The 26,194-nt window shown below is 62.8% G+C and carries 27 protein-coding genes; 14 read left to right on the top strand and 13 right to left on the bottom strand.

The window, feature by feature from the left end; all coding sequences use genetic code 11:
* Positions 1 to 292 precede the first annotated feature (292 nt).
* The 9 genes from gyrB to mutM form a co-directional block, all read right to left on the bottom strand.
* Positions 293 to 2,743 (bottom strand): DNA topoisomerase (ATP-hydrolyzing) subunit B, encoded by a 2,451-nt coding sequence (gene gyrB / locus BMI86_RS17445; protein WP_078542471.1) that lies wholly within the window; start codon positions 2,741 to 2,743, stop codon positions 293 to 295.
* Positions 2,744 to 2,824: 81 nt separating this feature from the next.
* On the bottom strand, positions 2,825 to 3,445 hold the full coding sequence (locus BMI86_RS17450) for a LysE family translocator (RefSeq protein ID WP_078542472.1): 621 nt from the start codon (positions 3,443 to 3,445) through the stop codon (positions 2,825 to 2,827).
* The gene (locus BMI86_RS17455; RefSeq protein ID WP_078542473.1) at positions 3,442 to 3,870 is read right to left on the bottom strand and encodes a VOC family protein; all 429 of its coding nucleotides are present in this window, start codon (positions 3,868 to 3,870) and stop codon (positions 3,442 to 3,444) included. The genes BMI86_RS17450 and BMI86_RS17455 overlap by 4 nt, the downstream gene beginning before the upstream one ends.
* Positions 3,867 to 4,925 carry a DNA replication/repair protein RecF gene (recF, locus tag BMI86_RS17460; RefSeq protein ID WP_078542474.1) on the bottom strand — a complete coding sequence of 353 codons (1,059 nt, stop codon included), beginning with the start codon at positions 4,923 to 4,925 and terminating at the stop codon, positions 3,867 to 3,869. The genes BMI86_RS17455 and recF overlap by 4 nt, the downstream gene beginning before the upstream one ends.
* Before the next feature lie 52 nt (positions 4,926 to 4,977).
* Positions 4,978 to 6,096, bottom strand: coding sequence for a DNA polymerase III subunit beta (gene dnaN / locus BMI86_RS17465; RefSeq protein ID WP_078542475.1), 1,119 nt, complete (start codon positions 6,094 to 6,096; stop codon positions 4,978 to 4,980).
* Positions 6,097 to 6,210: 114 nt separating this feature from the next.
* Positions 6,211 to 7,602, bottom strand: coding sequence for a chromosomal replication initiator protein DnaA (dnaA, locus tag BMI86_RS17470; RefSeq protein ID WP_078521686.1), 1,392 nt, complete (start codon positions 7,600 to 7,602; stop codon positions 6,211 to 6,213).
* A 497-nt stretch (positions 7,603 to 8,099) separates the two neighbouring features.
* Positions 8,100 to 8,366 carry a 30S ribosomal protein S20 gene (gene rpsT, locus BMI86_RS17475; RefSeq protein ID WP_078542476.1) on the bottom strand — a complete coding sequence of 89 codons (267 nt, stop codon included), beginning with the start codon at positions 8,364 to 8,366 and terminating at the stop codon, positions 8,100 to 8,102.
* Between the two features lie 210 nt (positions 8,367 to 8,576).
* Positions 8,577 to 9,353, bottom strand: coding sequence for an enoyl-CoA hydratase (locus BMI86_RS17480; RefSeq protein ID WP_075776776.1), 777 nt, complete (start codon positions 9,351 to 9,353; stop codon positions 8,577 to 8,579).
* An 86-nt stretch (positions 9,354 to 9,439) separates the two neighbouring features.
* Positions 9,440 to 10,285 carry a bifunctional DNA-formamidopyrimidine glycosylase/DNA-(apurinic or apyrimidinic site) lyase gene (mutM, locus tag BMI86_RS17485; protein ID WP_078542477.1) on the bottom strand — a complete coding sequence of 282 codons (846 nt, stop codon included), beginning with the start codon at positions 10,283 to 10,285 and terminating at the stop codon, positions 9,440 to 9,442.
* Between the two features lie 76 nt (positions 10,286 to 10,361).
* Here mutM and ubiE point away from each other — a divergent pair, with 76 nt between their 5' ends.
* On the top strand, positions 10,362 to 11,114 hold the full coding sequence (ubiE, locus tag BMI86_RS17490) for a bifunctional demethylmenaquinone methyltransferase/2-methoxy-6-polyprenyl-1,4-benzoquinol methylase UbiE (protein ID WP_078542478.1): 753 nt from the start codon (positions 10,362 to 10,364) through the stop codon (positions 11,112 to 11,114).
* 3 nt (positions 11,115 to 11,117) lie between these two features.
* Positions 11,118 to 12,647, top strand: a complete 1,530-nt coding sequence (gene ubiB, locus BMI86_RS17495; protein ID WP_078542479.1) for a 2-polyprenylphenol 6-hydroxylase — start codon at positions 11,118 to 11,120, stop codon at positions 12,645 to 12,647.
* Here the strand turns inward: ubiB and BMI86_RS17500 are convergent.
* Both BMI86_RS17500 and BMI86_RS17505 read right to left on the bottom strand, forming a co-directional pair.
* Positions 12,644 to 13,327: a flagellar hook capping FlgD N-terminal domain-containing protein gene (locus BMI86_RS17500; RefSeq protein WP_078542480.1), complete on the bottom strand. Its 684-nt coding sequence runs from the start codon at positions 13,325 to 13,327 to the stop codon at positions 12,644 to 12,646. The genes ubiB and BMI86_RS17500 overlap by 4 nt on opposite strands.
* Before the next feature lie 9 nt (positions 13,328 to 13,336).
* Positions 13,337 to 15,442, bottom strand: coding sequence for a flagellar hook-length control protein FliK (locus BMI86_RS17505; RefSeq protein WP_078542481.1), 2,106 nt, complete (start codon positions 15,440 to 15,442; stop codon positions 13,337 to 13,339).
* A gap of 109 nt (positions 15,443 to 15,551) precedes the next feature.
* Between BMI86_RS17505 and BMI86_RS17510 the strand changes: the two genes are divergently transcribed.
* From BMI86_RS17510 to BMI86_RS17535, 6 genes are all read left to right on the top strand, one after another.
* Positions 15,552 to 15,836, top strand: coding sequence for a rod-binding protein (locus BMI86_RS17510; protein WP_078542606.1), 285 nt, complete (start codon positions 15,552 to 15,554; stop codon positions 15,834 to 15,836).
* Entirely contained in the window at positions 15,829 to 16,167 is a 339-nt protein-coding gene (locus BMI86_RS17515; RefSeq protein ID WP_078542482.1) for a flagellar export chaperone FlgN, read from the top strand. The genes BMI86_RS17510 and BMI86_RS17515 overlap by 8 nt, the downstream gene beginning before the upstream one ends.
* A gap of 208 nt (positions 16,168 to 16,375) precedes the next feature.
* A complete protein-coding gene (locus BMI86_RS17520; RefSeq protein ID WP_078542483.1) occupies positions 16,376 to 17,596 on the top strand; it encodes a flagellin in 1,221 nt (406 codons plus the stop codon).
* A gap of 42 nt (positions 17,597 to 17,638) precedes the next feature.
* On the top strand, positions 17,639 to 18,058 hold the full coding sequence (gene flaF, locus BMI86_RS17525; RefSeq protein ID WP_152845463.1) for a flagellar biosynthesis regulator FlaF: 420 nt from the start codon (positions 17,639 to 17,641) through the stop codon (positions 18,056 to 18,058).
* On the top strand, positions 18,055 to 18,459 hold the full coding sequence (gene flbT, locus BMI86_RS17530; protein WP_078542484.1) for a flagellar biosynthesis repressor FlbT: 405 nt from the start codon (positions 18,055 to 18,057) through the stop codon (positions 18,457 to 18,459). Before flaF ends, flbT begins: the two co-directional genes overlap by 4 nt.
* Positions 18,456 to 19,274 (top strand): DUF1217 domain-containing protein, encoded by an 819-nt coding sequence (locus BMI86_RS17535; protein WP_078542485.1) that lies wholly within the window; start codon positions 18,456 to 18,458, stop codon positions 19,272 to 19,274. Before flbT ends, BMI86_RS17535 begins: the two co-directional genes overlap by 4 nt.
* A gap of 3 nt (positions 19,275 to 19,277) precedes the next feature.
* On the opposite strand, the gene BMI86_RS17540 is transcribed toward BMI86_RS17535, so the two are convergent.
* Complete coding sequence (locus BMI86_RS17540) at positions 19,278 to 20,270, bottom strand: asparaginase (protein ID WP_078542486.1); 993 nt, start codon at positions 20,268 to 20,270, stop codon at positions 19,278 to 19,280.
* Positions 20,271 to 20,436: 166 nt separating this feature from the next.
* On the opposite strand from BMI86_RS17540, the gene BMI86_RS17545 reads away from it, so the two are divergent.
* The 4 genes from BMI86_RS17545 (at position 20,437) to BMI86_RS17560 (ending at position 23,993) form a co-directional block, all read left to right on the top strand.
* Positions 20,437 to 20,952 (top strand): invasion associated locus B family protein, encoded by a 516-nt coding sequence (locus BMI86_RS17545; protein WP_078521682.1) that lies wholly within the window; start codon positions 20,437 to 20,439, stop codon positions 20,950 to 20,952.
* Between the two features lie 133 nt (positions 20,953 to 21,085).
* Positions 21,086 to 22,267, top strand: a complete 1,182-nt coding sequence (rlmN, locus tag BMI86_RS17550) for a 23S rRNA (adenine(2503)-C(2))-methyltransferase RlmN (RefSeq protein ID WP_078542487.1) — start codon at positions 21,086 to 21,088, stop codon at positions 22,265 to 22,267.
* A 59-nt stretch (positions 22,268 to 22,326) separates the two neighbouring features.
* Positions 22,327 to 23,286, top strand: a complete 960-nt coding sequence (locus tag BMI86_RS17555; RefSeq protein ID WP_078542488.1) for an amidoligase family protein — start codon at positions 22,327 to 22,329, stop codon at positions 23,284 to 23,286.
* Positions 23,283 to 23,993: a gamma-glutamyl-gamma-aminobutyrate hydrolase family protein gene (locus BMI86_RS17560; protein ID WP_078521588.1), complete on the top strand. Its 711-nt coding sequence runs from the start codon at positions 23,283 to 23,285 to the stop codon at positions 23,991 to 23,993. The genes BMI86_RS17555 and BMI86_RS17560 overlap by 4 nt, the downstream gene beginning before the upstream one ends.
* Before the next feature lie 10 nt (positions 23,994 to 24,003).
* Here BMI86_RS17560 and BMI86_RS17565 read toward each other — a convergent pair whose 3' ends face one another.
* Positions 24,004 to 24,825, bottom strand: coding sequence for an LOG family protein (locus BMI86_RS17565; protein WP_078521586.1), 822 nt, complete (start codon positions 24,823 to 24,825; stop codon positions 24,004 to 24,006).
* A gap of 81 nt (positions 24,826 to 24,906) precedes the next feature.
* On the opposite strand from BMI86_RS17565, the gene dapD reads away from it, so the two are divergent.
* Complete coding sequence (gene dapD, locus BMI86_RS17570; protein WP_078521584.1) at positions 24,907 to 25,734, top strand: 2,3,4,5-tetrahydropyridine-2,6-dicarboxylate N-succinyltransferase; 828 nt, start codon at positions 24,907 to 24,909, stop codon at positions 25,732 to 25,734.
* Positions 25,727 to 26,092 (top strand): hypothetical protein, encoded by a 366-nt coding sequence (locus tag BMI86_RS17575; protein ID WP_078542489.1) that lies wholly within the window; start codon positions 25,727 to 25,729, stop codon positions 26,090 to 26,092. The genes dapD and BMI86_RS17575 overlap by 8 nt, the downstream gene beginning before the upstream one ends.
* Positions 26,093 to 26,194: the final 102 nt, after the last annotated feature.

A 26,194-nucleotide genomic window follows, 5' to 3' on the forward strand; every position in this document is an offset into this window, starting at 1 on the left:
TCGTGAAAAGCGCAGCGAATGTCTGGTTTCCGCCCTTTTTGTCGCGCCGCGATCAAAAACTGCCGATCGAGCCTCGGACAGAGTCAGCCCCAATCAGACGGTCCTCCTCGGGCTAAGAAAGCCTGTTGTTCAGGAACCGAAACTGGGCCTGAAACCCTTCAAAAAAGAGTGACCAGAAGCCGAGAATCTCTCGAGCTCGCCTTGTAGGCCCAAACCGCGAAAACGAAGCCTTATGGGCGTTTTGCGAAAACTTATGGGCGGCGCGAAACATTATGCGCTGCCCTACACCCGATCAGAAGTCGAGGTTTTCAACCGTGAGGGCGTTTTGCTGGATGAACTCGCGGCGCGGTTCGACGACGTCGCCCATCAGCTTCGAGAAGATGTCCTCGGCCTCGGCCACGTCTTCGATGCGGACCTGCAGGAGCGTGCGTGCGGACGGATCCAGCGTGGTTTCCCAAAGCTGCTCGGGGTTCATCTCGCCCAGACCCTTGTAGCGCTGCAGGCTAAGGCCCTTTTCGCCCTCCTTGAGGATCGCGTCGAGGAGCTCGAGCGGGCCGTGAATGAGGATTTCGCGCTCTTTGCGCACCAGTTTCGCCGGGCGGTCATAGACCTCCTTGAGCTGGTCGGTCTGGCTGCCCAGACGCCGCGCTTCGCCGGAACGCAGCACTGCGCCGTCGAGCGTGCGGACCTCTTCCACGCCGCGCAGAACGCGGGCGAGGCGGATGCCGTGATCCTGCGTCGGACGGCCCTGCCAGCCGCGCTCGTATTCCAGCGCGACGAGGTCGAGACGCTCGGCCACCGAGTTCGCGACGCCCTGCGCATCGCCGTCGATCTTGCCAGGAACCATCGCGCCTGCGATCGCCGCCTGCTCGAGGATGTGATGCGGGTAATGGGTCGGGAAAGTCGCGAGGATGCGCTTGATCAGGCGGGCCTCTTCGACGACGCGCTTGAGATCCTGACCGGAGATTTCTTCGCCGGTGTTGAGCCGCAGAATGGCCCCCTCGACGCCCATGTCGATCAGGTAATCCTCCAGCGCGGTCTGGTCCTTCAGATAGACTTCGGACTTGCCGCGCGCGACTTTGTAGAGCGGCGGCTGCGCGATGTAGAGATAGCCGTGCTCGATGATCTCGGGCATCTGGCGGAAGAAGAAGGTCAGCAGAAGCGTCCGGATATGCGCACCGTCGACGTCCGCATCGGTCATGATGACGATCTTGTGGTAGCGAAGCTTGTCGATGTTGAACTCGTCGCGGCCGATGCCGGTGCCGAGCGCGGTGATCAGCGTGCCGATCTGATCCGAGCCGAGCATCCGGTCGAAGCGCGCGCGCTCGACGTTGAGGATCTTACCGCGCAGCGGCAGCACCGCCTGGTTCTTACGCTCGCGGCCCTGCTTGGCCGAACCGCCTGCGGAGTCACCCTCGACGAGGAAGACTTCGGACAGCGAGGGGTCTTTCTCCTGACAGTCGGCGAGTTTGCCGGGCAGGGAGGCCACATCCATCACCGTCTTGCGGCGCGTCAGTTCGCGCGCCTTGCGAGCAGCCTCACGCGCGAGCGCGGCTTCGATGATCTTGCCGACGATCTGCTTGGCCTCGTTCGGGTTCTCCTCGAACCATTCGGCGAGCTTCTCGTTCACGAGGTTCTCGACCGCCGGGCGGACCTCGGAGGAGACCAGCTTATCCTTGGTCTGGCTGGAGAATTTCGGATCGGGAACTTTCACCGAGAGCACGCAGGTCAGACCTTCGCGCGCGTCGTCACCGGTGAAGTCGACCTTCTCGCGCTTCGCGATACCGCTCTCCTGCGCGTATTTGGTGATCGTGCGGGTCAGCGCGCCGCGCAGGCCCGCCATATGGGTGCCGCCGTCGCGCTGCGGGATGTTGTTGGTGAAGGGCAGCACGGTTTCATGGTAGCTGTCGTTCCACCACATCGCGCATTCGACGCCGATGCCGCGGACTTCGCCGACCATGTAGATCGGGTCCTCCATCACGGCGTTTTTCGAGCGATCCAGATATTTCACAAATTCCCGAACGCCGCCTTCGTAGTGCAGTTCGGTCTTGATCGGCTCGGCAGGACGCTCGTCTTCGATGATGATGCGGACGCCGGAGTTCAGGAAGGCTAGTTCGCGCAGACGCTTTTCCAGCGTGGCGAAGACGAACTCACGGTTCGAGAAGGTACCTTCGGGATCGTCTTCCTTGCTCGACGCGAGGAAACGCACCTCGGTGCCGCTCTCGTTCGGGGCCTCGCCCACGACATGCACATGCTCGACGCATTCGCCATGCTCGAAGCGCGCCTTGTGGATCTTGCCGTCACGCCAGACCGTCAGTTCCAGCCAGTCCGAGAGCGCGTTCACCACCGAGACCCCCACGCCGTGCAGACCGCCCGACACCTTGTAGGCGTTGCCGTCATCGTCGGTGTTGTTGAACTTCCCGCCGGCGTGCAGCTGGGTCATGATGACCTCGGCCGCGGAGACGCCTTCCTCGGCGTGGATATCGACCGGAATCCCGCGCCCGTTATCGCGCACGGAGACCGAAGAATCCGCGTGAATTTTCACGGCGACGTAGTCGGCGTGACCCGCGAGAGCCTCGTCGATCCCGTTATCGACGACCTCATAGACCATGTGGTGCAGGCCCGAGCCGTCATCGGTATCGCCGATATACATGCCGGGCCGTTTTCTCACGGCTTCCAAGCCTTTGAGAACCTTGATGGAATCGGCGCCGTATGCGTTCTTCTTCGGGGTGTCGTCGGTCATGCCTGCCCGTCCTTTATCTGTTGCCGGTTTTATATCGGCTGGGCAGAGGAATGTCACGTGTCAGACACAAGATTTAGGGGGTCACGTCACGGCGATAAGAAGGCCTACAAGGATCATCAGCCCGCCCGCGATCCGGTTCAGCTTTGCGAGCTTGCCGCGGCTTTGCACGAAGCTGCGGATGCGGTCGACGAAGGCGGCGAGGATCAGGTTGCCGGTCAGCGGCACGATGGCCGAAATCAGGCTGACCGTGGCGATGTCGACCCATGTCATCGTGGCGATCGGGAAGAAGCCCGGCAGGATGCCCATGTAGAACAGGATCGCCTTGGGATTGCCGATGATCACGATAAGCCCGGCCACGAAGCCCGCCCACATGCCGGGGCGTGTCAGGCGGCTGTCGGAGCTGATCTGATGGTCGGCATGGCGGATCAGCAACGCGCCCATCCCGACGAACATCGCGACCGCGACCCAGCGCAGGGCTTCGAGGAACCAGCTGAATTCGCCGACCAGCCACGACACGCCGAGGATGGCGAGCGCGGGCCAGATCATGTCGCCAACGGTGACCCCGAAGGCGAGCGGCCAGGCGGCGGCAAATCCGCCCGACATGGCGCGGGCGAGAAGGGCGAGCCAGACCGGCCCGGGGGTGAGGAAGAGAACGAACAGCGCGCCGGAATAGAGCGCGATCTGCGAGAGCGTGAGGGTCATGGGAGGGTCAGGCTTCCGTCGTCGGCCAGCGGCCAGAAGGGGTTATGGGCAAGTTCCCAGACGTGGTGGTCTGGATCGGCGTAATAGCCCGCATAGCCGCCCCAGAAGGTCTTCTCGGGGGCTTTCAGTTCGGATGCGCCCGCTTTGAGCGCGGCGGCGAAGGCGGTATCCACTTCTTCGGGGCTGTCGAAGTTCTGCGCCAGCGTCATCGCTCCGGTGCCCAGTCGCGCGCGGGTGCGTCCCTGATCGGCGGCCAGCGCGGGCAGAGAGAACAGGCTCAGCGCCATCCCGTGGAGCTGGTAGAAGGCGACGTCGTCCTGCTCGGCTTGGGGGTGCCATCCGAGGGCGGCGTAGAAGGCCTTGGACTGATCGAGATCGGCCACGCCCAGTGTGATCAGCGTCACACGTTGCTGCGGATAGCTCATGGCGTCACCTCCCTCACTTCAGAGCCCTGCGGCCCCTCGACCACTTCGAGATATTGCCCGCGGTCCCCAAGCGCCTCGAACAGTTCCGCGCCGGTCCCGGTCATCATCACCTGCGCGCCCATTGCGCAGATTTCGTCATAAAGCGCCGCGCGCCGGCAGGAGTCCAGATGGGCCGCGACCTCGTCGAGCAGAAGCACCACATCCTCGCCCGCAAGCGCCCGCGCATTGGCTAGGATCAGCGAGATCAGCAGCGCCTTCTGCTCCCCGGTGGAGCATTGCGCGGCGGGGGCGTCCTTTTCGACGTAAGTGGCCAGCAGATCGGCACGGTGCGGCCCCTCCAGCGTCCGGCCCGCGGACATGTCACGATGCCGGTTCGCGTCGAGCGCTGCGGCCAAATCCTCGGGGCCTTCGTTCTCAAGGACCAGATGCGCCGCGGGAAATGCCGTCGCCGCATCGGCCTGCGCCTGCATGATCCGCGTCAGGGCTTCGGCCCGGTTCGCCCGGATCGCAGCGCCAGCTTCGGCCATCTGCGCCTCCAGCGCGTGATACCAGTTCGGATCGCGGACCATGTCCTTGAGCAAGCGGTTCCGCTCGCGCATCGCTTTTTCGTAGGCGAGCGTCACCTCGGCATGGGCGGGGGTGAAGCTCATCACCATCCGGTCGAGAAACCGCCTGCGCCCTTCGGCCCCTTCGATCCAGAGCCGGTCCATCGAGGGCACCAGCCACAGCACCCGCAGGATCTGCGCCAGTGCGACCTGCGGTGCCGCCTTGCCGTCGATCTCGACGCGGCGGGATTCACCGGGCAGGGCGGAGGTTTCGATCTCATGCGTATCCGTGACGGCGCGCAGCTTCCAGCCCACGGCCTCGGCGCGGCGCATCAACTCGTCGGCCTGCGCGCGGCGCAACCCGCGCCCCGGCGAGAGCAGAGACACGGCCTCGAGGATATTCGTCTTGCCCGCGCCGTTTGGTCCGTAGATCGCCACGGGCCGCTCGTCGAAAGCGATTTCGGCACGACGATGCGAGCGGAACTGCAATATCTTCAGTTCACGCAGCATCGCGCCTCTTCGTGTTGGTCAAAATATCCCCGCCGGAGGCTCCCGGCAGATGTCACACGCGCATCGGCATGACCACATAGACCGCGGAGGTGTCGCCACCTTCGCGCATCAGGGTCGGATCGCCCGAGGAATTGAACAGGAAGACGGCATTCTCGCGATCGACCTGGCTCGCGATTTCGAGCAGGTATTTCGCGTTGAAACCGATCTCCAGCGGTTCGTCGGCATAGGCCACGACCAGTTCTTCTTCCGCAGCACCGGCATCGGGCGCGTTGACCGACAGCACCAGCTTGTCGGCTTCCAGCGCCAGTTTCACCGCGCGCGAACGCTCCGACGAGACGGTCGCCACACGGTCCACCGCTTTCGCGAATTCGGACGCGTCGACTTCCAGCTGACGGGGGTTCCCGGTCGGGATGACGCGGGTGTAATCGGGGAAGGTGCCGTCGATGACCTTCGAGGTCAGCGTGATCACCGGGGTCGCGAAACGGACCTTGGTTTCCGAGACGGAGACCGCGATTTCCTGATCGTCATCTTCCAGCAGCTTGCGCAGCTCGTTCACCGTTTTGCGCGGCACGATCACGCCGGGCATGCCCGAGGCGCCTTCCGGAAGGCCGGAATCGATACGTGCCAGACGGTGACCGTCTGTCGCGACGCAGCGCAGCACCTGACCGTCTTCGCCGGTCGCGATATGCATATAGACGCCGTTGAGGTAATAGCGCGTTTCCTCGGTCGAGATCGCGAATTTCGACTTGTCGAACAGGCGCTTGAGCACCCCGGCCTTGGCCGTGAAATTCGCGGTGTATTCCGAGGAGGCCATCACCGGGAAGTCTTCCTTCGGCAGCGTGGCGAGGTTGAAGCTCGACCGGCCGGCCTGCACGTTCAGACGCCCGGCGGCCGGATCATCCGAGATCGAGACCAGCGCGCCATCGGGCAGTTTGCGCACGATTTCATGCAGCATGACCGCCGAGACGGTCGTGGCTCCGGCCTGTTCGACCTGCGCGGGCGCTTTGTCGACCACCTCGATATCAAGGTCGGTCGCGCGGAACTGGACGGTGTCGCCTTCGGCTTCGATCAGGACGTTTGCAAGGATCGGGATCGTGTTGCGGCGTTCCACAACGGATTGCGCTTGCGAGACGGCCTTGAGCAGAGCGGCGCGTTCGATGCTGAATTTCATGTCGATCCCTCACGACTTTCCGGGGCTGGCAAGGTAGCACCTCGCGTCACCGGCACAACGGTTTTCGCAGACATTCGGTCGCTTTGTCCGGAGCGTCAAGCCCAGCGGGCCAGATCAGCTTTCAAGGAGGCGGCGGAGCAACTCGATATCTTCGGCGAGCTGCGAATCCGTGCCGCGCAGCTCTTCGATCTTGCGGATGCCATGCATGATCGTGGTGTGATCGCGCCCACCGAAGCGACGCCCGATATCGGGCAGCGAGCGGGTGGTCAGCGATTTCGCGAGGAACATCGCCACCTGACGCGGCCGTGCGATGGCGCGCAGGCGCTTGGGGCCCACGAGATCCGAGAGGCGGACGTTGTAATGTTCCGCCACCTTGCGCTGGATTTCCTCGACGGTGACCTTACGCTCGGATTGGCGGAGCTGGTCCTTGAGGCATTCCTGCGCCAGATCCATCGTGATTTCGCGCCCGATCAGCGAGCCATAGGCAAACAGGCGGGTCAGCGCGCCTTCGAGGATACGCACGTTCGAGGTGATCCGGTGTGCCACGAATTCCAGAACGCCGGGGGCGATCTTCAGATCGGGATACTCGCTCTTATAGGCTTCGGTCTTGGTCTGCAGAATGCCGAGGCGCAGTTCGTAATCGGTCGGGTGCAGGTCGACGACGAGGCCGCAGGACAGGCGCGACTTGATGCGCTCTTCGAGGTCCTTGATCTCACCGGGCGCACGATCCGCCGAAATGACGATCTGTTTGCCCTGATCGACCAGCGCGTTGAACGTGTGGAAGAACTCTTCCTGCGTGGAATCCTTGCCGGCGATGAACTGCACGTCATCGACCATGAGAACGTCGATCGAGCGGAACATCTCTTTGAAGTCCATGATCTGCTTTTCGCGCAGCGCCTGCACGAAGCGATACATGAACTGCTCGGCCGAGAGGTAGAGCACGCGCAGATCGGGGCGCTGGTGCTGCAGGTCATGCGCGATGGCGTGCATGAGGTGCGTCTTACCAAGGCCGACGCCACCATAGAGGAACAGCGGGTTGAAGGTGACGGGGCCGCCTTCGGCGACGCGCTTGGCGGCGGCATGGGCCAGCTCGTTCGGTTTGCCGACGACGAAGCTGTCGAAGGTGAAGCGGGAATCGAGCGGCGCGCCGGGAAGCGGCTCGTCGGGGCGCGGGGTCTTGCGCGGCTTGGCGACAGGGGCGGCCGGGGCAGGGGCCGGAACGGTCGGGCGCGTGGCGCCATTCGCAGAGCCGTTCATGGGGCGGCGCGACGGGACCGAGATGTTGACGCGCTCGGCGGAGACACCCGCCCGGCGCAATTCGCTCAGGATCGGTTCCGCGAAGTTGCGCGAGACCCAGTCGCACATGAATTTCGTCGGTGCTTGAAACGAGGCGATACCGTCCTCGAGGTCGATCAGCTCGAGCGGAGCGATCCAGGTCGTGTAGTTGTTTTGCCCAACAGCTTTTTGAAGCTCATTGCAGACCTGCCCCCAAGTGTCGTCCGTCATTTTTCCGCCCATCGCCAAACACAAATCAGGTGCGTCTTCGTCCCTTGGCTTTGCGGTGAGTCCGGCTGGCAGGCCAAACTCGAATACAAACAGACACGACCTACCTGCCGGGGCTAAAACCCGGTGTCAGGCAGAGTTGCCGAAAGTGAGGGGTTATACCCCCTCGAGAATCGGAATCGCATTTCGCTGGTCGCCGCCAGGCTTTTTCATTTGTCGTGGCAGACTTATTTGCCCTCGACGGCCAGATAAATGCGTCATGTCCCCCAAGGCGACGTGAATCGCAGGTAGAAGCTAGCAAGCTGGTGAGCCCGCAGGCAACCGACCTTTGCGCTTGACGTGAGATTCCCCGAAACGAATCTGAGGGGGCTGCGCAAAACTGCAACAGTTTTGTGTCAAGGCGTTGATTGTCCAAGAAAAAACGCGCCTGCCAGATAGGCAGACGCGTTTTTCTTAAGGAATCCAGCGTATTCCCGAGCCAGTTCGCTCCGGGACGCAGATCAGGCCTTGAGGGCCTTCACGCGCGAAGCGAGGCGCGAGACTTTGCGCGATGCGGTGTTCTTGTGCAGAACGCCTTTGGTGACGCCGCGAGCCAGTTCGGGCTGAGCCGCGCGCAGAGCGTTGGTTGCCGCTTCGTAGTCGCCCGAAGTGATGGCTTCTTCGACTTTGCGGATGAAGGTACGGATGCGCGAGCGACGTGCTTTGTTGACGTATTGGCGGCGCTCGTTCTGACGGGCGCGTTTCTTGGACTGGGGCGTGTTAGCCATGTGTATCTTCCCACTTTCCGGGTCTGTTCAAATCTTTCAATCGCACGACAGACCCCGGGCTCCAGCGAACCTAGATGATTCTAGCCTAAGCGGGCTCCACGCGCATGTGAGGCGGCCTCTTAAGCCAAAATGCGTGAAAGGGAAAGGGGGATAATGAAAAGCGGGGCCGAAGCCCCGCCATCTAGTGTCGTTCGAGTGGCTCAGACGAGCTCACTTGTCGCGGAATTGCGGCTCGCGCTTTTCGAGGAAGGCGGCCATGCCCTCTTTCTGGTCGTCAGTCGCAAACAGCCCGTGGAACAGACGTCGCTCGAACAGGATGCCCTCGTTCATCGTCGTCTCGTAGGAGCGGTTGACCGCTTCTTTCGCGGCGCGAGTGGCGAGCATCGACTTCTCGGCGATCTTTTGCGCCGCGGCCATCGTCTCGGGGATCAGCTTGGCGTTCGGGACGACCCGGCTGACAAGCCCCGACCGTTCGGCCTCGCCCGCATCCATGAAGCGACCCGTGAGGTGCATGTCCATCGCCTTGGACTTGCCCACGAAGCGCGTCAGGCGCTGGGTGCCGCCGATCCCGGCAATCACGCCGAGATTGATCTCGGGCTGGCCGAACTTGGCGTTCTCCGCGCAGATGATGAAATCGCACATCATTGCCAGTTCGCAACCGCCGCCGAGCGCGTAGCCCGCCACTGCAGCGATGATCGGTTTGCGGATGCGATTGATGGCATCCGCTTCTTTGCCGAAGAAGTCGCTCGTGAACATGTCTACGAAGCTCTTTTCCGACATTTCCTTGATGTCTGCGCCAGCCGCGAAGGCCTTTTCCGAACCGGTGATGACGATGCAACGCACCTTGTCATTCTCTTCCGCCGATTTCAGCGCCTCGGCCAGTTCCCCCAGCAATTGGGAGTTCAGGGCGTTCAGTGCGTCGGGGCGGTTGAGCCGGATCAGGGCAACGTAATCCTCGATCTCGACGATCAGGGTCTGGTAGGCCATTCGGTCTTGCCTTTCCTTGTCTCTGAACGGGACTCCTAGCAGAGCATCAAATCAGATCAAGCGTCTTATGATGCGAGGGCGCTGCGTCATTTCTGGCAAGACGGGCAGAAAAAGGTCGAACGTCCCGATTGAACGATGCGCCGGATCGGGGTGGCGCAGGTGGTGCAGGGCGTGTCCTCGCGGTCGTAGACATGGAAGCTGTGCTGGAAGTATCCCAGCTCCCCATCCGCCTGACGATGGTCGCGCAGGGACGAGCCGCCGGCCGAGATCGCCTCGGTCAGCACCTCGCGGATGATCGGCACGAGCGAGGCGAGCCGCAGGTTCGAGATCCGCTTCGCCTGACGCCGCGGATCGATACCTGCCCGATGCAGCACTTCGCAGACATAGATGTTGCCCAGACCCGCCACGACATGCTGATCGAGCAGCGCCGATTTGATCGGGGTCGCGCGGCGTTTGAGCGCCTCGACCAGATAGTCTTCGTGGAAGTCGTTGCCGAAGGGCTCTGGGCCCAGCCCCGCCAGCAGCCAATGGGCCTGCTCACGCTCGGTCAGCACCAGATCCATCGCCCCGAAACGGCGCGCATCGTTGAAGGTCACGCGTCCGCCGCCGGACATGTGCAAAACAACGTGATCGTGCTTGGCAGGCGCCGGATGATCGAGATGAAATTCGCCGAGCGTCACGCCCGACACCAGCATCCGCCCGGACATGCCCAGATGGATCAGCAGGCTCTCCCCGCTGTCGAGATCGGCGAGGATGTATTTCGAGCGTCGCCGCAGACGGTCGATGCGGGCACCTTGCAACCGCTCCGCCATCCGCTCGGGCAGGGGCCAGCGCAGGTCGGGTCGATTGACTTCGGCGCGCTCGATCCGATGGCCTTCCATGGCCGGGACCAACCCGCGACGAACCGTCTCGACCTCGGGCAATTCGGGCATTGTTCCTCCTCATCGCATTGTCTTGGGGCAAAGGGCCCCTATAAGAAGGGGGTGAAATGAGGAACGGCAAGGGCCCATGAGCGCAGAGCAATCAAAGACCACGCATTTCGGTTTTCAGACCGTGGACGAAGATGCCAAGGCAGGCATGGTTCACGGCGTGTTTTCGCGAGTGGCATCGAAATACGACATCATGAACGACCTGATGAGCATGGGCATCCACCGTGTCTGGAAGGACGCGATGATGGATTGGCTCGCGCCGCGGCCGGGTCAGAAGCTGCTCGACGTGGCGGGCGGCACGGGCGATGTGTCCTTCCGCTTCCTCAAGCGCGCAGGCTCGGGCCACGCGACGGTCTGCGACATGACCGAATCGATGCTGCTCGAGGGCCGCAAACGCGCAGAGGCCGAAAGCATGGCCGACAGTCTCGACTGGGTCGTGGGCGATGCGATGGCACTGCCCTTCGCGGATAATTCCTTCGACGTCTACACGATCTCTTTCGGCATCCGGAACGTGACGCGCATTCCTGATGCGCTTTCGGAGGCCTACCGGGTGCTCAAGCCCGGCGGGCGGATCATGGTGCTCGAATTCAGCCAGATCCCGAACGAGATGATGCAGAAGGCCTATGATCTCTATTCCTTCAACGTGATCCCGAAGATGGGCGAGATCGTCGCGAATGACCGCGACAGCTATCAGTATCTGGTGGAATCGATCCGCAAATTCCCGACGCAGGAGGCATTCGCGCAGATGATCCGCGAGGCCGGGTTCGAGAATGTCTCCTATCGGAACCTCTCGATGGGGATCGCGGCGCTGCATTCGGGCTGGAAACTTTAACCGATGCGCGGACCCCATAATATCTGGCGCCTGATCCGGACGGGCGCGACCTTCATCCGCACGGGCGCGATGCATCAGGCGCTCGAAGCGATGGACGCGCCGCCGCGGCTGCGCGCCGTGGCCTATGCGATCAGCGCGCCGTTTGCGTGGCTCGGCTACAAGGGCGATCCGGACCTGCCGCCGGTGACGCGCGCGATCACCGCGCTGGGCCCGGCCTATATCAAGTTCGGTCAGGTCCTCTCGACACGGCCCGATGTGGTCGGCTCGGAGCTGGCCGATCAGCTGCGTGTGCTGCAGGACAAACTGCCGCCCTTCGAGACTTCCGTCGCCAAACGCATGGTCGAGGAAGAACTGGGCGCGCCTGCCGATCAGCTGTTCATGGAGTTTTCCGAGCCTGTCGCCGCCGCCTCGATCGCGCAGGTCCATTCCGCGCGCCGCGCCGATACGGGCGAGCGCGTCGCGGTGAAGGTGCTGCGTCCGGGGATCGAGCGCGCCTTCCGCCGCGATCTCGACGCCTTCCATTTCGCCGCCGCGATGATCGAACGGATTTCGCCCGCCTCGCGTCGTTTGCGCCCGAGCGAGGTGATCAAGCATTTCGAATCCGTCGTTATGGGCGAGCTGGACTTGCGTCTGGAGGCGGCCTCGGCCTCGCAATTCGGCGCGAATACCGAAGGCGATGCCGGTTTCGTGGTGCCGCAGCCGGTCTGGAACCTCTCGGCCAAGCGGGTGATGGTGCTCGACTGGGCGGAGGGGCTGCCGATGGGCGACCCGGACGGTCTGCGCGGGGCGGGCCATGATGTTTCCGGCATTGGCGAGCGCGTCTTGCAGCTGTTTCTCAGCCACGCGCTACGCGACGGTTTTTTCCATGCCGACATGCATCACGGCAATCTCAAGGTGGCCGGGAACGGCGATATCCTCGCTTATGATTTCGGGATCATGGGGCAGATCGACGAATATACCCGCCGGGTCTATGCCGAGATTCTCATGGGCTTCATCCAGCGCGACTATAAACGCGTGGCCGAGGTGCATTTCGAGGCCGGGTATGTCCCCGCCGATCGCGATGTCGACGAGTTCGCTCTGGCGCTGCGCGCTGTCGGCGAGCCGATCTTCGGGATGGACGCGACGCATATCTCGATGGCGCGGTTGCTGGCCTATCTCTTCGAGGTGACCGAGCGGTTCGGGATGCAGACCCAGACGCAGCTGATCTTACTGCAGCGCACGATGGTGGTTGTCGAAGGTGTCGCCCGCTCGCTGAACCCGTCGATCAATATGTGGGAAGTCGCCAAGCCGGTCGTGGAGAAATACATCCGCGAAAGCCTCGGCCCGCGCGCCATCGCGAATGACCTGCGCAAGACCGTGCAGGTGCTGGGCCGCTTCGGGCCGGAACTCCCCGACCTCGTGAAAGCGGCGATCCGCAAACAGACCGAGCCGACGCCGCCCCCCTTGACGGTAACCCGCTGGCGCTACGCGGCGCTGATCTCTGCGGGGACGGCCCTGCTTTTGCTCGGCGTCGTGCTGGGTGAGTTGCTTTAACCCCCTCGCAACGCGCTGACCGTGTCCGCGGCGATCGTGGCGCCGCCTTCAAGCGTCAGCAGCGCGCCGTCCGCGCCGGATTGCACCTCGGTCACGCGCGTGTAGGCCGCGACCGGGTCGGTGCCGATCAAGCTTCCCGAGGCGTAGCTTTGCAGCGCGAAACTGTATTGCCCTGCGCCCAGTAGCTGACCTGCGTCGTTCGTGCCGTCCCAGGCATAGCTGTCGAGTGCGGGCAAGATCGGTTTCTGCGCGACCTGACGCCCGGTGGAATCCGTGACCACGAGAACCGCGGCATCGGCCCCCGATCGCGCGTCTGGCGCGAGATCCACGGGCGTCGCGCCGTCGAAAAAGCTCGGCGCCTCGGCACGCGCCTGCATCCCGACCCAACCCGCCAGTTCGCTCAACCCGCCGAGCCCGATCTGGCCAGACAGAGCGGTCAGAAGGTCGTTGGTCTTCACCTGCTGTTCGACGCCCGAAAAGGTCGCGAGCTGCACCGCGAAATCCGCGCTTTCGATCGGGTTGAGCGGGTCCTGGTTCTTCATTTGAACGGTCAGCATCGTCAGAAAGGTTTCGAAATCCGAACTCAGCGCCGAGGGCGCTTTGGTGCCGGTGCCGTTCTCCGCGGCGGTAATGGCCGACGTGGCGGTGGCAGGCGAGGTGATGGGGGAAGTGGTGGTCATGGTCGTCTCCTACATCCGCAGATCGAGCCCGCTTTGCGGGGGGGCGAGGCGCGCGGTTACGCGTGGGGCCGAGGCAATTGGCGTCTCAATTGGCTCTGCACCCAAGCCGTCGAGCATGTCGGGCCGTTGCTGCGGACGCTCGTCGCGCTGGCTGAACTGAAAATCGAGCGAGCCATAGCCCATGTCGTGCATCTCGCGCGCGAGGGTGTCGATGTGGCGGCGCATCAGGTCGAGCGTTTCGGCGCGGTCGGCCTGTATCGCCACCGTCATGCCGTTCTGACTCGCATGGAGGGTCATGCGCACATGGCCCAATTCCTCCGGCGAGAGCGCAATCTCCACCGGGCGGTCAGGCATCCGCGGCAGCGAGATTCCAATCTGATGTGCGATCGACTGCGCGATCGAAGCGGGGGCGGGGGGCACCGCCGCGCTTGTCTGCCCGGACCCACCCGACGCGGTGATCAGAGGGGCGGAGCCCGCGGCCCATGTCTCTGCTGTCTCACCGACGTGGGCCCGCGTGGCGGTCAGCTCGGGGGCGTCCATATTGCTCTTGGTCGCGCCCAACTCTGCCGTCGTGAGATAGGTTGCCCGTGCGTGATCCATGCGTTTGAGGGCGGGCGCGGGTGAGGCATAGGGTATGGCACCCGAAGGGAGGGGTGCGGCCTCCAGCCGGGTCGACCTCTCGGGCGCCCCGGCCTTTTCATGCTGCGGCGCATCGCTTTGCGCGACGCTCAGTATCGGTGACATGTTCTGCTGAGGCTGAGGGCGCGCAACCGCTCCAGAGGCGCCGACAGTTGACGGGGGGGCGGAGGCCTCGGTCGCAAACTCGTGCTGTGGGGCATTTGCGTTCGCGGCCTGCTGCAGTCTCGAAGAGACAACGCTTGCCTCGACGGGCTGCGGTGCTTCCTTCGCGCCCAATTTGACGTCTGCAGCCTTTGATGCTCGCGTTTTCGCACTGGGCGGCTCGGCGAGCGTGGAGGGCAGTGGAAAGAAGGCCGGCGCTGCCTGGTCTCCTGCGCGTCTCTTCATCCCGGTCAGCGTTGGATCAGTTTCTGGAGCAACGGTGCGCGCAGCCCCAGCTGACGCTTCGGTCGGTTGGGTTTGGGCACTGTTTTGGCCAAAGACGGGCGCGCTCTCAGGTTGTTTGCCTGCCAGAGGGTTATGTGTTGCAGCAGGTGAATGGAAAGAAGGCGCGGCATTCAGGCCCCGCACAAGCGCCATTTCTGAACGACCGTCGGGACGAAGAGGGCCCGAGCTAGTTGCGTTCTCCTGCGGTGTGCTTTTGGTTTCAACGTTCCCTGCCTTTGTCCCCTCTGCATCGGATGCTGTGAGCGTCGGAACTTTCGATGCGGGCTCGGCACGTTGAGTGCTATCAATCCCTGGGACAAACACCACGGGTTTTGACGACACAACTATCGCCGAATTTTCGCCAGTTTCAGCAGGCCTTTGCACCCGACCGCTCGCATCGTGAGGCGCAACGATCGCCGCATCATTTCTAACGAGTATTGAGAGCGTTCCATCTTTCACGAAGCCAGCGTTTTGCATGTCGATCTGTGGCTGAACGGTCATCACGTTCGAGAGTTGCACAGAACGCATTGAGCTTTCCGAAGCCGTGTCAGGGATATTCGTTTCGATTTTGTCCGTCTCCGTGTGAGCAAGCGAAACCCTCTCCTGGTCCCCTTTTTCGTTCAGTCGAGACGTCGCGCCGCCATCATGCGAGACAATGCGCTCCACGGGCTTCTTGTGACCATCGAGCTTTGTGGGATGGTCTGGGGCGACTGTGGGAGCCGATCGCGTCGGGCCGAACGGGCCCTGCGGACCGGGCAGCGCAATCCCAGAATCGCTGCCAACCAATTCTCGAGCACCGGATTCGTTCGTCAGCGCTACTTGAGCATCTTCAGCCTCACACTGCGGGTCCTTGTCGGCCAACGGGTCCGCGCCACCCTCCGGCTCCTCAACCGAGTTAACGCCACGAGGGGTTGCGACGGTTTTTGGCGCGGCCTCTTCTTCAAGCGTGAAGGTCCCGCCCGGCAACTCTGCCGTATCGGTAGGTCTCGCTGCTGCCTTGAGATGGCCGCTCGGGCCTTTCGGCGTTTCTGGAATCGGAAAGGGAATCATGGTCCTCACGACTTCTGTCTGTGTCGAGGCCACTATCGCCGCAGGAACTTACCGATTCTTTACGCCCGACTGGCAGAGTGCAGAAAATTATTTGCAACTGGAGAGTTCGATGCACAGTCCGACCGTATCACCGCTGCCGCACGCGGCTGGCCTCTCTTCGCATGATGCCAAGCTGCTTGAGCAAGCGAAGGCATTAGAAGCCGGGTTCCTTTCGGAAATGCTTAAAGAGGTGGGCATTAAAGCCGCAAGCGGTGCTTTCGGCGGTGGAATTGGCGAAGAGCAATTCACGTCCTTCCTGAGAGCCGAACAGTCCAAGGCCATGGTCGAGGCCGGGGGAATTGGCCTTGCGGAAATCATCTTCGAATCGCTCAAGAACGGAGGGCAGGATGTCTGATACGAATGCTGCGGAAGAGCTGATCTCGCTGCTGCGGCTCGAACGGGAAGCGATCCGTTCGGCGGATTTTTCCGACCTTGTCGGGCTGAGCGATCGAAAGGAGCGCGCGATGGCTGCGCTGACGAAACCTGATGGCGACACGGTCGAGAAAATCCGTGCGCTTGCACGCGAGAATCAGACGCTATTGGCCTCGGCACTTGCGGGTGTTCGCGCGGCGCAGGCTCGTTTGAAAACGATTGTGACGGCGGCGAAAGGCTTCGAGTCCTATGACAAGGAAGGGCGACCGCGGCCCATCCGCCGCGGCAGCGGAGATTTCGAGCGTCGTGCATAAGCTGTTAATCATGAAGGGAATTTGTTGAGAGGTCGGGGGAGGGATTTAGCAGATTGTTAGCCTTTGGAGGGCCATGGTGGCGACGCATCCAAGCGATGGCGCGCCTCACAGCTCAGGAGGCGCATTGGTCAGAAAGCCTTGAGTGCCGCGTCGAATACGCGGCTTTGCAATCGAGTGACGCAAAGCGTCGACACTAAAAGGATAAATCATGTCCAGTATTCTGACGAATACCAGCGCGATGGTTGCGCTGCAGACCCTCAAGGGGATCAATTCCGGCCTCGCCACCACGCAGTCCGAAATCTCAACCGGCAAAGCCGTTGGCTCGGCGAAGGACAACGCGGCGGTCTGGGCGATTTCGAAAGTCATGGAGTCCGATGTGAAAGGCTTCTCGGGGATCTCCGACAGCCTCGCCCTCGGCGAGTCGACGGTCGCTGTCGCCCGCCAGGCGGCGGAAACCGTGACCGACCTTCTGACCGAGATGAAAGGCAAGATCGTCGCCGCGCAAGAGCAGAACGTCGATCAGGCGAAGCTTCAGACCGACGTCGACGCGCTGCGCGAGCAGATCAAATCGGTGGTCGGGGCCGCTCAGTTCAACGGGCTCAACCTCGTCGACGGCTCTTCGGCCGCGACCGTGAACGTGCTCTCTTCGCTCGATCGTGCGTCCGACGGCACGGTGGCCGCCAAGCATATCGGCGTTGCGGCGCAGGATCTGTCGGTTGGCGGTTACGTCGGTGCCGATGTCTTCACCGGCACCGATGGCGTCACCGCGACGACCGATGATGCCTTCTCTTTCTCGCGCGATGCGAACGGCGGCTCGGATGATGACGGCACCGTGGTGATCGTCGATACCAACCTCGCGGCGGGCGACACGATCAACATGACGCTGGGCGACTACGCGGTGTCCTACACCGTGACGGCGGAAGACATCGCCTCCACCACGACGGCGGATGTCGTGGCAGTCGGTCTGAAATCGGCGATTGAGAATTCCGGCGCCAATGTCACGGTCGACTACAATATCGCCAATGCCGGCACGATCGTGATCACCAATGGCGGCGCGGACTCGCTGACCATCACCGGCCAGTATGAAAACGCCGGTGCGGGCGGCCTCGGCCTGCTCAGCTCGATCAATGTCGACGCTGGCAATGGCGGGGATCCGGCACTCGCGCTCACCAATATCGAGACGCTCATCCAGGTTGCGACCGATGCCGCTTCGGCCTTCGGTTCGGCCGAGGGCCGCATCCAGACTCAGGCCGATTTCATCTCGAAGCTGAGTGACTCGCTCAAGGCGGGGATCGGCACGCTCGTCGATGCGGACATGGAAGAGGCCTCGGCCCGTCTTCAGGCGCTGCAGACGCAGCAGCAGTTGGGCATCCAGGCGCTCTCGATCGCCAACCAGCAGCCGCAGAACATTCTCTCGCTGTTCCGCTAAGGCTCGGGTAGGGGCGCCTGCCTTGGCGCCCCCGCTTCCCTCATGTGCTGCGCGCATGATCAGTTTCAGTCACCGGAAGGATTTCCCGTGTACGCGACGACTTTGGCCAAAACGGCCTATTCCAATCCCAGCCAGCCGATGCGCACGCCGCGAGGGCTCGAATTCGAACTCTTCGCCCGGATCACGCGCCGCCTCAAACAGGTCTCTTCGCAAGGTGCTCCTTTTGCCGCGCTGGCAGAAGCGATCTTCGAAAACCGCCGCCTCTGGACCGCGCTTGCGGCGGATGTCGCCGATCCGGAGAATGGCTTGCCGCAAGATCTTCGCGCCCGCATCTTTTTCCTGCACGAGTTCACGCAGGCGCATAGCCGCCTCGTGCTTTCGCAAGACCGGTCGGTCGATGCGCTGATCGACGTGAACACCGCCATCATGCGCGGGTTGCGACAAGACGGGGCAAAGCAATGAGCGGCCTCGTTCTGAAACTCGCCCCGAAAGAGAGAGTGCTGATCAACGGTGCCGTCATCGAAAATGGGGATCGCCGATCGCGACTCGCGATCATGACGCCGAACGCAAACATTCTTCGGCTGCGCGACGCGATCCATCCCGAAGAGGTCAACACCCCGGTCCGTCGGGTTTGCTATATCGCGCAGCTCGTACTCTCCGGTGATACCGATCCGCAAGAGGCGAAGATGCAGTTGCTTCGGGGGATTGAGCAGCTCAGTCAAGTTCTCAAGGATCAAGATAGCCGTGCGCAGCTCAATGCAGCCACGCTCGCCGTGATCGAGAACCAGCATTACCAAGCGCTGAAAGCACTGCGCACGCTTCTTCCACGGGAGGAACGCCTCCTCGCCGCAGGCGCGTCATGACGTATCAGCCGGTCGTCCCTTTCTCCGGGTTTGCGGGGTGGCGGTTTCTCTCGCGCACGATGGAGACGCAGCAAGCCGCTTTCGCGGCGTCGACGGAAAACCAACGCCTCGACAGCTATTTCCGGGAGACGATCGGACAGATCGATACGGCGAAGGCTTTGGTAGATGATCGACGTCTGCTCGGGGTGGCGCTCGGTGCATTCGGTCTCGATGCGGATATCGACAATAAATACTTCATCCGGAAAGTACTCGAGGAAGGCTCTTTGGACAGAACGGCGCTGGCCAACAAGCTGTCAGATAAGAGCTATCTCGCGCTGACCACGGCTTTCGGTTTCGGAGATTACTCCGTTCCGCGAACGAAGCTTTCGACTTTCGCGGATGAGATACTGACGAAATTTCAAACCCGAGAATTCGAGGTCGCGGTTGGCGAAGTCGATAATGACCTGCGCATGGCGATGTCATTGCAGCGCGACCTTCCTGAGCTCGCGGTGAAGGATATGTCCGAAACTGCGAAGTGGTACACGATTATCGGATCGCCATCCCTGAGCCGGGTGTTCCAGACTGCGCTCAACCTGCCACCCAGCGTCGGCGCGCTTGATGTCGATCAGCAACGCGAAATCTATATGTCCAAAGCGCAACGCACCTATGGCACCTCCGACCCCGCGGAGCTTTCCAGACCTGACAAGCTGGAGGTCCTGACGCGGGATTATTTGCTTCGTGCGCAGCTCTCGAGCATGACAAGCGTTTCGTCGCAGAATGTCGCGCTCAGCCTGTTGCGGAACGTGGGGGCGCAGGGCCTGTCCCTTCGGCTCTAGGCTTTAGGGAAACTGCGCGGCACGGCGCAGCTCGCCCGTTTTCAGGCCGCGCCAATTGGTGATCGGGCCGGTCAATCTGCGATGCACCACGGGCGCGTTGGCATCCAGCGCACCGAGGCGGATCAGCAGCGCGATCATCGCCGCTTCCGAGGCCCGGGTCGCGCCATCAGTGATCTTCAGAGCGACGCCGCGTTTCTGATCCGGAAGCATGGCGACGTAGACGCCTTCCGCACCCGTTTTGACGGCGACGCGCCCGTTCGACTCTCGCATGATCTCGGTGCAGGCGCGGCCTTCGCCCGCGACGAGCTCCGGATGCTCCATCATCGCGTCGACCAGACGGGTCGCAGCGCGCGCCCGCAGATCGCCGTCGGAAGTCGCTGCCGCGAAAAATTGCATGGCGCGCCCGAGACCGGCGAGGCTGGTCGCGAAATTCGGGGCCGAGCATCCGTCGATCCCGTAGCGCGGCGAGGTCTCTTCGGTCACCTCTTCAAAGGCGGATTTCACGGCCCGCTGCACCGGGTGGTCGATCTCTACATAGTCAGGGCCGCCGCCCAGATGCTTGTTCAGTGTCAGGAACCCGGCGTGTTTTCCCGAGCAATTGTTATGCGCTTGGCAAGGCGCGTGATCCGAGCAGATCAGATGCTTCTTCTCGGCCTTGTCGCGCGGCAGATGCGCCCCGCAGCGCAGGTCGTCATCGCCCAACCCAAGCGTCGCGAGCCAGTCTTCGACCGCCGCGCGGTGCATATGCGCTCCGGAATGGCTCGCGCAGGAGAGGGCGAGCTGGCGCGTCGTCAGCCCGGCGGCCTCCGCCGCGCCGCTTTCCAGCAGCGGTAAGGCCTGGATCATCTTCACGGAAGAGCGCGGAAAAATAATGGCTTCGGGATCGCCCCAAGAGGCTTCGATCCCCTCCGGGCCGAAGATCACCGCATGGCCGTGATGGACGGATTCACACATCCCCCCGCGCCACAGCTCGATCATTGCCTTCGGTGCCGTCATCGCCTGCCTCCTATGCGCGAAATCTCGCCATCGCGGGGTTTTACCCCTAGGCTTTTTTAGGTTAAATGAGTGTTATCGAGAGGAAAACGCATTCGCCACCGAAAACAGGGTGACCGGCCCGGGCGATGCAGAGGCAACCTGACAGCTGGAGGCTGTAAGCATGATGATGAAGGGTCTGCGGATCGCGGCGGTCGCCGCGCTCATGATCGGGGCGGGGCATGGCGCGATGGCGCAGGAAAGCACCAACCGCGTTGCGGCGAATACCGATTGGAGCGTCTTTGTAGATAACGACCCGAAAGAGTGCTGGGGCGTGTCGAAACCGAAGAAGACGGTCAACACCAAAGGCGGCAAGGTCGTGCAGGTGAACCGCGGGGATATCCTGCTGTTCGTGACCTACCGTCCGGGCAAGAAGCCCGAGATTTCGTTCATGGGCGGCTATCCTTTCGCGGATGGCTCGACGGTCGATCTCGAAGTCGGCGGTCAGAAATACACGCTCTTCACCGATGGCGGCGGCGCTTGGGCCGGATCGCCTGAAGAGGACGCGAAGATCATCGGCGCGCTCAAGGCCGGGTCCGACGTGAAGCTGACGGGGCGTTCGAGCCGTGGCACCCAGACCGAGGACACGTTCTCGCTGATGGGCTTCACCGCCGCGACCACCGAAGCCGAGCAGCGCTGCCAGTAAGCCGCCCTCGCGCCTGACATTGGAGCCCCGGCCATGCGCCGGGGTTTTCGCGTTCGAGCCAAAAGCGCGACGCCCCCTGTTAATGCAGGGGCGAATCCCCTATATGAGGCGCCTCATTTCAAGGAAACATGCGATGACCCAGTCTCAGGCTCCGATCACGCAAGACGTGCACACGATCCCGCGCAAGCTGCCCGAAGGCGGCAAGGTGAACCTCATCGGTCTCACCCGTGACCAGCTGCGCGCGGCGCTGATCGAGGCGGGGACGCCCGAGAAGCAGGCGAAGATGCGCGTCGGCCAGATCTGGCAGTGGCTCTATTACTGGGGCGTGCGCGATTTCGCGGCGATGACCAACCTCGCCAAGGATTACCGGGCGATGCTGGACGAGAAATTTGAGATTACCCTCCCCGAAATCGTGTCGAAGCAGGTCTCCGAGGACGGGACGCGGAAATACCTCCTGAAGATCGCGGGCGGCCACGAGGTCGAGGCGGTCTACATCCCCGAGGAAAGCCGCGGCACGCTGTGCATCTCGAGCCAGGTGGGCTGCACGCTGACCTGTTCGTTCTGCCACACCGGTACGCAGAAACTCGTGCGAAACCTGACGCCCGGCGAGATCGTCGGGCAGGTGATGCTCGCACGCGACGATCTTGGCGAATGGCCCGAGAAGAACAGCCCGAAGAACGAGACCCGTCTGGTGTCGAATGTCGTTCTTATGGGGATGGGCGAGCCGCTTTATAATTTCGAGAATGTCCGCGACGCGATGCAGGTCGTGATGGATGGTGAAGGCATCAGCCTCAGCCGTCGCCGGATCACGCTGTCGACCTCGGGCGTGGTGCCGGAGATCGCGAAGACCGCCGAGGAGATCGGTTGCCTCCTGGCGGTGTCCTTCCACGCCACGACCGACGAGGTGCGCGACAAGCTGGTGCCGATCAACAAGCGCTGGAATATCGAGACGCTGCTGAACGCGCTGCGGGAATATCCGCGCCTGTCGAACTCCGAGCGGATCACCTTCGAATACGTCATGCTCAAGGGCGTGAACGACAGCGACGAGGACGCGCGCCGACTGGTGAAGCTGATCCGTGGCATTCCCGCGAAGATCAACCTGATCCCGTTCAACGAATGGCCGGGCGCGCCCTATGAGCGCAGCGATTGGGAGCGGATCGAGAGCTTCGCCGACATCATCTACAAGGCGGGCTACGCCTCGCCGATCCGCACGCCGCGCGGCGAAGACATCATGGCCGCCTGCGGTCAGTTGAAATCGGCGACCGAACGGGCGCGCAAATCGCAGGCGCAAATTCAGGCGGAAGCGGGGCTTTAAGGGAACCCGCTTCGCCGCTTCTGCATTGACGCTGCGTGTGGGAAGTAACCGGAGACGTCATGACGCGAGAGGCCATCGCCCCGCTTCCAAAGCCCTGTAATGCCGAGGGAAAGCCGCGCCGCACTGGCGTGGAGATCGAGTTTGCCGGGCTCACCGAGGCGCGCATCGCGCAGATCGCCGCGCAGGCCCTTGGGGGTGAGGCGCGGCGCAGCGACGGTCAGGACTGGGAAGTCACCGGCACGAAGCTCGGCGATCTGCAGGTCTATCTCGACATTTCGGTGCGCAAGCAAGCCGACGGTGCTCTCAAGGAGCTTGGTCTGCGCATCGGGCGCGAGGTCATTCCGGTCGAGATCGTGACCGAGCCGCTGGACCGCGAAGGCCTTCTGCAACTCTCTGATTTCATTGAATTGCTGCGCAGCGAAGGCGCGCAAGGCACGGGGCGGTCTCTGCTCTATGGGTTCGGCCTTCATCTCAACCCGGAGATCGCATCGCGCAAGGCAGAGGATATCGTTCGCCCGCTTCTGGCGTTTGCGCTGATCGAGGAGTGGATGCGCGAGACATGGCCGATCGAGAGGACGCGCGAAGTGCTGCCTTTCACCGCGCCCTATCCGAAGAAGCTGATCGAAGATCTGGCGCGGCTCGGCCCGGATGCTGCGCTCGACGAGGTGATCGTCACCTATCGCAAGCACACGCTGTCGCGGAACCACGGGCTCGATATGCTGCCGATCTTCTGCGAGCTGCGGCCCGATCTGATTGCACCGGAGGAAGGGAAGGGGGGCACCGTTTCACCGCGTCCCGCCTTCCATTTCCGTCTGCCCGATTGCCGTATCGACGATGAGACCTGGTCACTCGACAGCGAATGGCGCCGCTGGTGGTTCGTGGAGACGCTCGCGGCGGAGCCCGAGCTGTTGGGCCTGATGTGCCGCGAATGGTTGACGGCGAAGACCGAATTCCATCTGCTGGGCGGGAAATGGGTCGAGACCTGCGAGAAAATTCTGAGGCTTGCCGGGCATAGATGAAGCCCCTGATCGGCATATCGACATCGCGTCGCACCGGGTGGCGGGTCTACCCGTTCATCGCCTTCGGCGTCTGGCTGGCGGGCGGGCGCTCGGTCCGCTGGGTCGCGGGCAAACGCGCCGAGGTGCAGCATGTCGACGGCGTGATCGTGGGCGGCGGCGATGATATCTCACCGGAGCTGTATGGCGGCGATCTGATCGCGAGCGCGGTGCTCGACCCGGCGCGCGACGAGCTGGAGAAATGCCTCGTCGAGGAAGCGATGGCGCAGGGCAAGCCGGTGCTGGGGATTTGCCGCGGCGCGCAGATGATCAATGTCGCGCTGGGCGGCGATCTGCATCAGGACGCCTACGATCACTACAACGCGCATAAACATACGACGCTTCTGCCGAAGAAGGATGTGCGCGTCGAACCCGGTTCGCGGCTTGGCGCGCTGGCGGGGCTCGCGCCGATGCGGGTCAACGCCCTGCACAGTCAGGCCGTGGATCGCCTGGGCGACGGGTTACGGGTTGCGGCGCGCGACGGCTCGGGGATGGTGCAGGCAGTCGAGCGGGTCGAGGAGCCTTTTGCGCTGGGCGTTCAGTGGCACCCGGAATACCTCACCTATGCCCACCGGCAGCGTGCGCTGTTCCGGGCGCTGGTAGCGGCAGCGCGCGCAAGCCATGAGCACCGCGCGCAATTGCCCGAGGTCAGCGCCGAGGCGAAGGCCTGAGCGCCGCGCCTCAGCAGTTCTCGTAATTCCAATTGTCGATGATCGCGACCGCATCCTTGGCGCTCTCGACGAAGCTGACCAGATCAAGATCCTCGGGCGAGATCGTCCCGGCCTCGGCCAGCCGATCCCAGTTGATGATCTCTTCCCAGAACTGGCGCCCGAACAGGATGAAGGGGATTCTCGACATCCGGCCCGTCTGGATCAGGGTCAGCGCCTCGAACATCTCGTCGAGCGTGCCGAAGCCGCCGGGGAAGACGCACACGGCGCGGGCGCGCATCAGGAAATGCATCTTCCGGATCGCGAAATAGTGGAAGTTGAAGGTCAGATCGGGCGTGACGTATTCGTTCGGGGCCTGCTCGTGCGGCAGCACGATATTGAGGCCGATCGACTGTCCGCCCGCCTCATGCGCACCGCGATTGCCCGCCTCCATCACGCCGGGGCCGCCGCCGGTGCAGATCACGTTCTCTCGGCCGTATTCCTGCATCGAGCGTTCGGTCATCTCGCGCGCGAAGATGCGCGCCTCTTCGTAGTAACCCGACAGTTCCGCGAGATATTCGGTTTTCGCGTTGGCCTTGTTCTCGGGCGCGGGGATGCGCGCGCCGCCGAACATGACGATGGTCGACTCGATGCCGCGCTCGTCCATGATCAGCTGCGGCTTGAGCAATTCGAGCTGCAGCCGCACCGGACGCAACTCGTCGCGCAGCATGAAATCCACATCCGTATAGGCCAGCCGATAGGCGGGTGCGCGGGTCTGTGGCGTGTCTGGAATGTTCTTTGCGGTCTGCGCGTCGTCCCGCGAGTGGCGGAACGAATGCGTCGTGTCGTCCTTCATGGGGCACCTGCTCATTGCGCGTTTCGCTTTGACCAACTATAGCGTGAACGCTGTAAAGGCCACCTGAAAGAGGATTTGCCCATGTCGAACGCCGCGCTCGAAACTGCAATCGAAGCCGCTTGGGAAGCCCGCGACACCATCACGCCCTCGACCGGCGGTGAGACCCGCGAGGCCATCGAAGATACGCTCAACGCGCTGGATCGCGGCGAACTGCGTGTTGCGGAGAAACGCGAGAACGGCGACTGGCATGTGAACCAATGGGCCAAGAAGGCGGTTCTGCTCGGCTTCCGTCTGAAGGACATGGAGCAGCAGGATGGCGGCCCGCAGGGCGGCCACTGGTGGGACAAGGTCGACAGCAAGTTCAAAGGCTGGGGCGACAAAGAGTGGAAAGCCGGCGGTTTCCGCGCCGTGCCGAACTGCATCGTGCGCAAGTCGGCCTATATCGCGCCGGGCGTTGTGCTGATGCCCTCCTTCGTGAACCTCGGCGCCTATGTCGACGAGGGCACGATGGTCGACACCTGGGCTACCGTCGGCAGCTGCGCGCAGATCGGCAAGGGCGTCCACCTCTCGGGCGGCGTCGGTATCGGCGGCGTGCTGGAGCCGATGCAGGCCGGCCCGACCATCATCGAGGACAACTGCTTCATCGGCGCGCGCTCGGAAGTCGTCGAAGGCTGCATCGTCCGCGAAGGCTCGGTCCTGGGCATGGGCGTCTATATCGGCAAGTCGACCAAGATCGTCGACCGCGAGACCGGCGACGTGATGTATGGCGAAGTGCCGCCCTATTCGGTCGTCGTCTCGGGCTCGATGCCTTCGAAGAACGGCATCAACCTCTATTGCGCGGTGATCGTGAAGCGCGTCGATGCGCAAACCCGGTCGAAGACCGGCATCAACGAGCTGCTGCGTGACTGAGAAGCCGGAAAAGCCGAAGAAGAAACCCTCGCGCCAGCAGGTCTTTACCCTGCTGGTCGAGGTTGGTCGTTCGCCCAATGACGGTCTGCCAAAAGGCGCGTCCGGGGCGGGGCTGCTGTGCTATGCCTCGGGCGTGGACGAGGCAGAGGCCGTGCGCGAGACCGTGGCGATCCTCAAGCACGCCGAGATGGCGCCGCTTGACGTCACGGGTTACGGCACGCTCGCGGAGCGCGAGAAACAGGGCCATGAGATCGACGATGCGGAGCGTGAATTGATGCAACGCGCGCTCGACGAGAACTCCGTGATCATCGCTCAGATGGAGCCGTTTTTCGGCAACGACAAGAAGCCGCTGCAGTAAGCCATTGAGTGTCTTTTGACGCCCGTTGAAACCTCACGAACCGTTGATACACTGGTTCAAAGAGCAAAACAGCGAGCAGGCACCATGGCAATTCCCGGCAAG

Source organism: Thioclava sp. DLFJ5-1 (genome assembly GCF_002020115.1).
GTDB classification, from domain to species: Bacteria; Pseudomonadota; Alphaproteobacteria; order Rhodobacterales; family Rhodobacteraceae; genus Thioclava; species Thioclava sediminum.